We start from the raw sequence: 7,343 nt of genomic DNA on the forward strand, positions 1-7,343 counted from the left end.
TTGTTTAGTATAGGTATCTATGAGGCCATGTAAACAAAAAAAGAGGCGCTAAGGCCCCTTTTTTTGGAAGTATTGACTTGGATCAACCCAGGCTGTCTGCCCAAATATTGTGAGCCCAGCCCCAGGCATAAACCCCTTCAAGAGTGGAGGGCGCGGGAGATAGGCCACCAGAGCCCGGTACAGGCTTGAAGGTTTTTTCGGCAGCGATGTATTGATGGACGCTGGCGACGTGAACCACCTCTCTGTCATTTACGAAGCTGTAGCAAGTATTGGTCAGTACTGGCGCAGGATTGACCTCCCAATTGCTGAGTTCCGCCACAATTGCAGCAGCAGCTACCTTAGCGTGTTGGTTAGCCATATGGCCTGACTTGGGCATTGCGTATGCAACTTGAATCGAATCCCCTAAAACGTGAATATCCTTTTGTGCAGTGGATTCAAAGTTCAGGAAATTCACATTGACCCAGCGACCATTAGAGTTAGCTAAGCCAGTTTTAACGGCAATTTCACCGGCACTCATAGCGGGGAGTAAATTTAAAACATCCGCCTTAATGTCATCTTGAACTTCTAGCTTAATCGTTTTTGTTTTGGCATCTACTGCTGTGACATTGTGCTTTGGCAGATACTCAATGATTCCAGGGAATTGCTCAGCCCATACTTTTTTAAACAGAGCGCCTTTTGATGTGACATCCTGATTGGCATCCAAAATAAGCACCTTAGATTTCGGCTTATTTTGCTTGAGGTAGTTTGCCACTTGGCATGCACGCTCGTAAGGGCCAGGGGGGCAGCGGTACGGCGCTTCCGGAATGCTGATAGCAAAAGTGCCGCCATCACGCATGGAGGCAAGTTGCTTGTGTAAGGCAGTTGTCTCAGGACCCGCTTTCCAAGCTTGCAGAGTAACGCCTGCTTTATTGGCTTGGACTAGTCCTTCAATACTATTCATCATCAAGGTAACGCCGGGTGAAACTACAGCCTTATCGTAGCGCAAGGTTTTTCCAGAAGCGAGTTTGACTGTTTTCTTGTCGGGATCCATGCTGGTGACGCTATCTTGAATGATCTTGATCCCATGACGTTTGCTAAGGTTCTCATAAGAGCTAGTGATATCAGAGATAGTGCGTGAGCCACCTACAACTAAGTTCGAGAGCGGGCACGAAATGAACGTAGGGTTTGGTTCAATTAAAGTCACCCTAGCGGTGTTATTGGAAAACAGACGTAAATACTTAGCAGCGGTAGCGCCGCCATAACCTCCACCAATCACGAGGATTTCTGCCTTTTGTAAATTAGCCCTCGCTTGACCCGAGAAGCCTGCAAGTAAACCGATAGCGGCTGCGCTATTCCCAATAAAGTGTCGACGATCCATGATGTGCTTCCTTATTGTTTCTTGCCAAGTTGATTGGCGATGGTTTCGAGTTGCTCGTCTGAGTAGCCTTTGGCTAACTGAGGCATGATGGTGCCTTCGCGGGCGCCTGATTTAAATGCTTTCAGTTGAGTCAATATTTGTTCGCTGGTGAGGTTATTGATCAACGGCATGCCACCATCAACCACACCCTTGCCATCTGTTCCATGGCAGTTTGCACAAGTGGCAGCTAGCCCACTTTTGTATAAATTACTGGCATCCGTATTTTGGGCAAGAACAGTGCCGCTCGAATAGCTGATGGCAATACAAATTGACAAAAAGATTGCGGGTTTTAAATGCTGTGCTCGCATAAGGACTGTCTCCGTTCGGAATATTTCTGGGTAATAAGTTGCGCATTGCCTTAATAGCATCTTAATCAAGATGGTGTTGAAATAGGTTATTCATTTCAGATTCATTTTTCATAAGCTCATTCGAAAATAGGGTCAACTTTGGTTTTATTTGGCTTTCCCATAAGCCCTATAAACTATAGCTATGCGAGCTTCATTTTCTTACCGTTCCGCCTTTTTGGTACTCCTTTTAGGTGTATTTACCTACCTTTATGGTTTGGATAGCCGATTTGCTCCAAAAAACGGTGATGAGTACCCCTACATGCATATTGTGCGCATGACGGCGGAGTCGGGCCAATGGCTGCCACTGCAGTCTGAAATGGATGGCATCAAAAACACTAAGCCCCCACTGATTTTTTGGCAGGGCATAGCTAGCACCCATTGGGCAAGCGAATGGAGTCTGGCTAATTTGCGTTGGCCCAGTGTTTTATATACCGGACTCACAGCATTTTTCTTATTTTTAGCAATGCGACGTTTTAGTGGCAAAACGCAGACTGGAATATTGGCGGCATTAGTTTGGCTTTCTTTTTTTGCAACCTATCGCTATGGTCGACCATTCTTAGCAGATCCCCCGGAAGTATTTTGGATATCGCTACCATTTATGGCGATTTTGTATTGGGGCAAAAGCGCGTTTGAATCTAAATTCTTTTTCCCGCTGATGGCAGGGGTTTGTTTTGGTATGGCACTATTTGCAAAATCCTTTGCCTACATCGCTCCTGCTACTTTTGCTTTGGGACTCTACTATTGGTGCTGGCGGCAGTGGAGCATTCCCCAGGTAATCATTCGAGATCTGTATAAGTTAATCCTGATTGCTGCACTTGCTCTGGGCGTATTCGCACTGTGGTTTGCTTTCGACCCTTACCCAGAAGCTGTTTGGAAAGAATTTGTACTGGGAGAGAATGCTGGTAAGTTTGCTGCACGCCAGTCTAGTTATTTAACGGACTTGCTGCGAGGTGGTGACAGCATCTGGCTCTTAATTCTGACCACAATTGCCAATGCAGGTTTATTTAGCTTTGTGTTGATATCGAGTTTGCTGCAGTGCTGGCGCGCACGTCGCTTTCTCAGCATGGAAGAAGTTCTATTGCTGCTGTTGATAGCAGCGTTCTTCATTGTGTTCAGCCTCCCTAGTCAACGTTCCGGTCGTTACCTTTTACCAGTGATGCCAGCGTTTGCTGCGCTGATTGCCTTGTACTGGGACAAGTTGCCTTTATGGGGTTTCAGGATTGCCTTGCTTTTGCAATTACTAGTGTTATCGCTGTTGCTGTGGATTGGCATCAATCTACAGTTCTCACAATTTATGGGTGATGCTGGCGCGTGGACTTACTCCTATTGCCATTGGATTCTGATGGCGGCGGGCATTTTGGTTGTCCTATTTGGTTTGTTCAAGCGAGGCTTCACTAAAACCTTTTCTTTGGCGGCCTCTTTCTTGGTTTATTGCGCATTAACTAGCAGTCTTGCTCCATTAGAGGGGCGCTTGGGGCGCTACTCTGCAGAAACGATTATTCAAATGCAAGGCAAGGATGTATGGATTCCTTGTGACTATCGGGCTAAGGATGAGGAGTATCGATTGTTGTTGCCAGGCACAAAGCTACATGGCTATTTAGCTAGGGATGCTGGTGATGTCGCAACTCTTACATCCGTCTATCCCCTGGTTGCGGTACATACCCCCTTAGGAGTCCAGCCTACACTCTGTGATTCTTGTCAGATAGTTGGACAAAGAATGGAGATGAGGGCGCGCCATTCTAACGAAGAAATACAGGAAATGTTGATGGGGCAAATTGGCAAACATTTATTCGTTGATGAATACCTGATCTCTACACCGGTAGCGAGCCCAGACATATCGAACTTAAAGGATGTCTGTAGATGAGTCGTGTCATTGCCCTATGTTTTTTGTTGCTTGCTGCAGTGATTGGCTTTCTACATATTGATAGCCGTCCAGTGTGGGCGCCATTTGCTACTCCTTCTTTCCGGGTGGACGAAGCGCTGGATGAATCTGCGGTAACGAAGACAAAAGGCCTCATCAAGACTAATATTCCTGCGCCTCAATCTCATTGGCTTCCCGATACTGGTGCTGCCTCTGTCCATGCTGCCTCAATGATTGCCCTCAAGGATGGCGCAGTGAGAGCATTTTGGTTTGCTGGCAGTCGCGAAGGCGCCGCAGACGTATCGATCTATAGTTCCGTATATGACCCGAAGTCTTCTAATTGGGGGGCGCCCATTGTTGTAATGGACCGCGTTAGTGCAGAGAAGGGGCTTTCACGTTACATCGCTAAGTTGGGTAATCCTGTCCCCGCTAGATTGGCTGATGGACGCCTGCAATTGTTCTTTGTCACCGTTTCTGTTGGTGGCTGGGCGGGTAGCTCAATCTCTACCATGACTTCGGACGATGAAGGTTTGACGTGGAGTAAGCCGCAACGTCTTATTAGCTCACCTTTGCTCAATCTAAGCACTCTCGTGAAATCCCCTAATGTGATGTTCGCCGATGGTCTGCTTGGCCTGCCCGCCTATCATGAATGGATAGGGCGTTTTGGTGAGTTCCTAAGAATAGATGCAGGCCAGGTAATTGATAAACGGCGCATGAGCTCTGGGCGCAGTGCGATTCAGCCACTTATATTTGTAAATGACGCACAAGATGCTAGCGCTTATTTCCGACAAACGCGAAGCTCTGGGTTACCAAAGCAAATTCCGGTTAGTCGCACACAAAATGCGGGTCAAACATGGCAACAGTCAGAAGACCTGGCAATTGCCAATCCCAACTCTGCTGTTACCGGACTTATTTTAAAAAATGGCACTCGTATTTTGGTTTTAAATAATATTGAAAATGGGCGCTATCGCTTGGTCTTATTGATGGGCGATGCCAAATCTGGGCAGTGGAAAACCATTGATGTGTTGGAGGACGATGAAGCTTTGCCTGAAGCTCAACGCAAAGAATTCTCATACCCGTACTTGATTACCGTAGACGGTGACGATGCGCATTTAGTCTACACCTGGGACCGCAAGAAAATTAGACATCGCTATTTTTCTGGTGCTTGGTTAAAGCATGCCTATCAGCAAGTGGGGTCAGCTGATGCAGATGCGGCTCATCAGGAGGGGCAACAATGAATCAGTTCATGCAAATTATGGCCTTGATTGAACTGTCCATTTCTTGTGCAGTAGTGGGTGTTTGGATCTTGCAAAAGTTTTCTCCAAATGTCTTTCCATTTGCCATTAAAGTATTTTTAGTGATTCTGATTGGCAACATTTTGTTTTGGCCATTAGGCATGAATTTGCCGTTAGTTGCCTATGTACGTGGCTTGACTGGTGATCTGAGCATCGTGCTGACTTTATTGCTGTGGAGCTCATTGCTACCAGCCAATAAGCCTGCGCCAATTGCTTTCAAATTCGCCGTGGCAATAGTCTCACTATGTTTTTATCCATTTGCTTTGGGCTTGGGGATGATCGATCCTTATGCATGGGGTTATAGATCCATTGCATTCTTAGTGGCAGTCCTATTTTTTGCCTTAGTGTGTGGCTTGGCAAATTGGACAAAGGGAGTATGGATTATTGCCATCGCTATTCTGGCCTGGTCAGTCCATTGGCATGAGTCCGCTAATCTGTGGGATTACTTACTAGATCCATTTTTGGCCATCTGGGCAATATGCGTCTGTATTGGCATGATGTATGGAAGGAAAAGAGACAAAGCCCGCTCTGGATATTTATTTAGACCGGGTTAGGGACGATCAAGCGCAGGGTTGTAAAGTAATATCAACCAAGTGAGTTATTGAATTTATATAGATCAATGCTGAGGCAGATATGAAGCAGACAAGTCAATATAGTATTGCTGCATTGAGTAAAAGAGTGGGGTTGCTAACGCTAGCAACAATCACTTTCGGATCTCTTTTCAATGGATGCGTTATGAATCCAGGCCCTTATCAAGAATATGGATATTACCCTCAAGGCAATGCACAAGGTGGTGGACCTGGTGGTTCGGGCTACAACACTGGCCCGCAAACTATTTCTTCGGAGCAATTGCAGTCATTGGTCTCGCCAATAGCGCTATATCCCGATTCTTTGCTCTCGCTGATGCTGCTGGCCTCAACCTATCCATTGGAGGTTGCAGAAGCCCATAATTGGCGAACTAGCAATGCTTCATTGACGGGTAACGATCTGCAAAATGCACTCAAGGCGCAATCTTGGAACGATAGTGTTAAATCTTTAATGTCGTTTCCAAAAGCATTCAATATGATGGGTACTAAATTGCAGTGGACTCAGAATTTAGGTAATGCTTATAAACTCCAGGCTGCGGACACCATGAAAGCAGTTCAAGCCCTCAGAAAGATGGCTGTTAAGGCTGCTACCCTAAAGTCTAATAAACAAATTACTGTTACAACTGACGCTGACGGTAATGTCCTGATCAGCCCGGCTAATGCAAAAGTGGTTTACATCCCAACTTATAACCCCACAGTTGTTTATGGGCCATGGCCTTATCCAGACTACCCTCCGTATCCCATCTACAACCCTGCTTGGGGTCTGATGACTTTTGGTGTGGGCTTTATGATCGGCGATGATTTTTGGACGCAGCCCAATTGGAATAATGGCACGATTAATTCTGCGAACATCAATGCATCCGGGCGCATGCCTGCTCGTGCAATTGTCGGGCCGGCAAACATTGCCAACCAGCAACGCTTGCTGAACGATTGGAAAAATAAAGCTACACCAGAAGAGAGGCAGGCGGCCAGAATGGATGGCCAACGCGCTAATAATGCTTTTCAGAAAGATGCAACTCCTGAAGAAAGGAATCAAGCAGCGCGTTTAAATCAAGAGGCGCGCAATGATGCTCAGATGGATAGATCTAATCCCAATGTATATCGCGAGGCGGCTCAAGAAAATGCTTTACGAGATCAAGCCCGCTTTGATAGCAATCAAGATCGCTCACGTAGCTTTAATCGGGGTGGGTGGGATAGTGGATTTGGCGGTGGCCATATGGGCGGGTTCGGTGGCGGCGGCGGTGGCGGTGGCGGCAGTAGCCATGCGAGTGGCTTTGGTGGCGGCCATATGAGCGGTTTTAGGCGTTAATCTTTATTTAGAGAAGAGAATCATGAGAACATTCACGGCAACATTCGTATTCATTGCATCTATTCTTTCCTTTGCTCCAGGCGCATTTGCGCAGAGGGATCTCCCAGCCGATGATGCTAGTACTACTGCATTTGTTGAGCTCTGTAAAAATCCCGATGATGAGCAAGGCCGCAGTTTTTGTTTTGGCTTTGGGGAGGGTGTATATCAAGGGTACCTAACAAATCGTCTTCCTGATGCCAAGCCAGCTATTTGCTTTGTAGATAAGAGCGAGACCCGCAATGAGGTCTTGCAAAAGTTCCTGGTGTGGACCAAGAAAAATCCTCAGTTCAATAAAGAGGCAGCAGCCAAAACTTTAATGCGTTTCTTTGCTGATAATTACCCCTGTAAATAAGGGTTCAGCATAAGAAAAAAGCCAGCACGATGAACTGACCCCCAAAAGTTGGACATTATGTCCAACCAAGGGGGTTTTGTTTTATGAGCAAGTACAGCAAGCAGTTCAAGCTAAAGGTAGTTAAAGAGTTTTTAAAGTCAGGCGGTCTCAGGCGGGT

General features: G+C 46.4%; 7 protein-coding genes. 5 read left to right on the forward strand and 2 right to left on the reverse strand.

The window, feature by feature from the left end:
* Positions 1 to 82: 82 nt before the first annotated feature.
* Positions 83 to 1,357, reverse strand: coding sequence for an NAD(P)/FAD-dependent oxidoreductase (locus tag ICN39_RS07285; RefSeq protein WP_216233392.1), 1,275 nt, complete (start codon positions 1,355 to 1,357; stop codon positions 83 to 85).
* An 11-nt stretch (positions 1,358 to 1,368) separates the two neighbouring features.
* Positions 1,369 to 1,704, reverse strand: coding sequence for a c-type cytochrome (locus ICN39_RS07290; RefSeq protein WP_216233393.1), 336 nt, complete (start codon positions 1,702 to 1,704; stop codon positions 1,369 to 1,371).
* Positions 1,705 to 1,885: 181 nt separating this feature from the next.
* On the opposite strand from ICN39_RS07290, the gene ICN39_RS07295 reads away from it, so the two are divergent.
* From ICN39_RS07295 to ICN39_RS07315, 5 genes are all read left to right on the forward strand, one after another.
* A complete protein-coding gene (locus tag ICN39_RS07295) occupies positions 1,886 to 3,607 on the forward strand; it encodes a glycosyltransferase family 39 protein (protein WP_216233394.1) in 1,722 nt (573 codons plus the stop codon).
* Positions 3,604 to 4,842 (forward strand): exo-alpha-sialidase, encoded by a 1,239-nt coding sequence (locus tag ICN39_RS07300; protein WP_216233395.1) that lies wholly within the window; start codon positions 3,604 to 3,606, stop codon positions 4,840 to 4,842. The genes ICN39_RS07295 and ICN39_RS07300 overlap by 4 nt, the downstream gene beginning before the upstream one ends.
* Positions 4,839 to 5,453, forward strand: a complete 615-nt coding sequence (locus tag ICN39_RS07305; protein WP_216233396.1) for a hypothetical protein — start codon at positions 4,839 to 4,841, stop codon at positions 5,451 to 5,453. The genes ICN39_RS07300 and ICN39_RS07305 overlap by 4 nt, the downstream gene beginning before the upstream one ends.
* Before the next feature lie 181 nt (positions 5,454 to 5,634).
* Positions 5,635 to 6,795: a DUF3300 domain-containing protein gene (locus ICN39_RS07310; protein WP_216233397.1), complete on the forward strand. Its 1,161-nt coding sequence runs from the start codon at positions 5,635 to 5,637 to the stop codon at positions 6,793 to 6,795.
* Positions 6,796 to 6,817: 22 nt separating this feature from the next.
* On the forward strand, positions 6,818 to 7,186 hold the full coding sequence (locus ICN39_RS07315) for a Rap1a/Tai family immunity protein (RefSeq protein ID WP_216233398.1): 369 nt from the start codon (positions 6,818 to 6,820) through the stop codon (positions 7,184 to 7,186).
* Positions 7,187 to 7,343 lie beyond the last annotated feature (157 nt).

Origin of the sequence: Polynucleobacter sp. AP-Reno-20A-A9 (assembly GCF_018882085.1) — a bacterium.
In the GTDB taxonomy this organism is placed as follows: Bacteria; Pseudomonadota; Gammaproteobacteria; order Burkholderiales; family Burkholderiaceae; genus Polynucleobacter.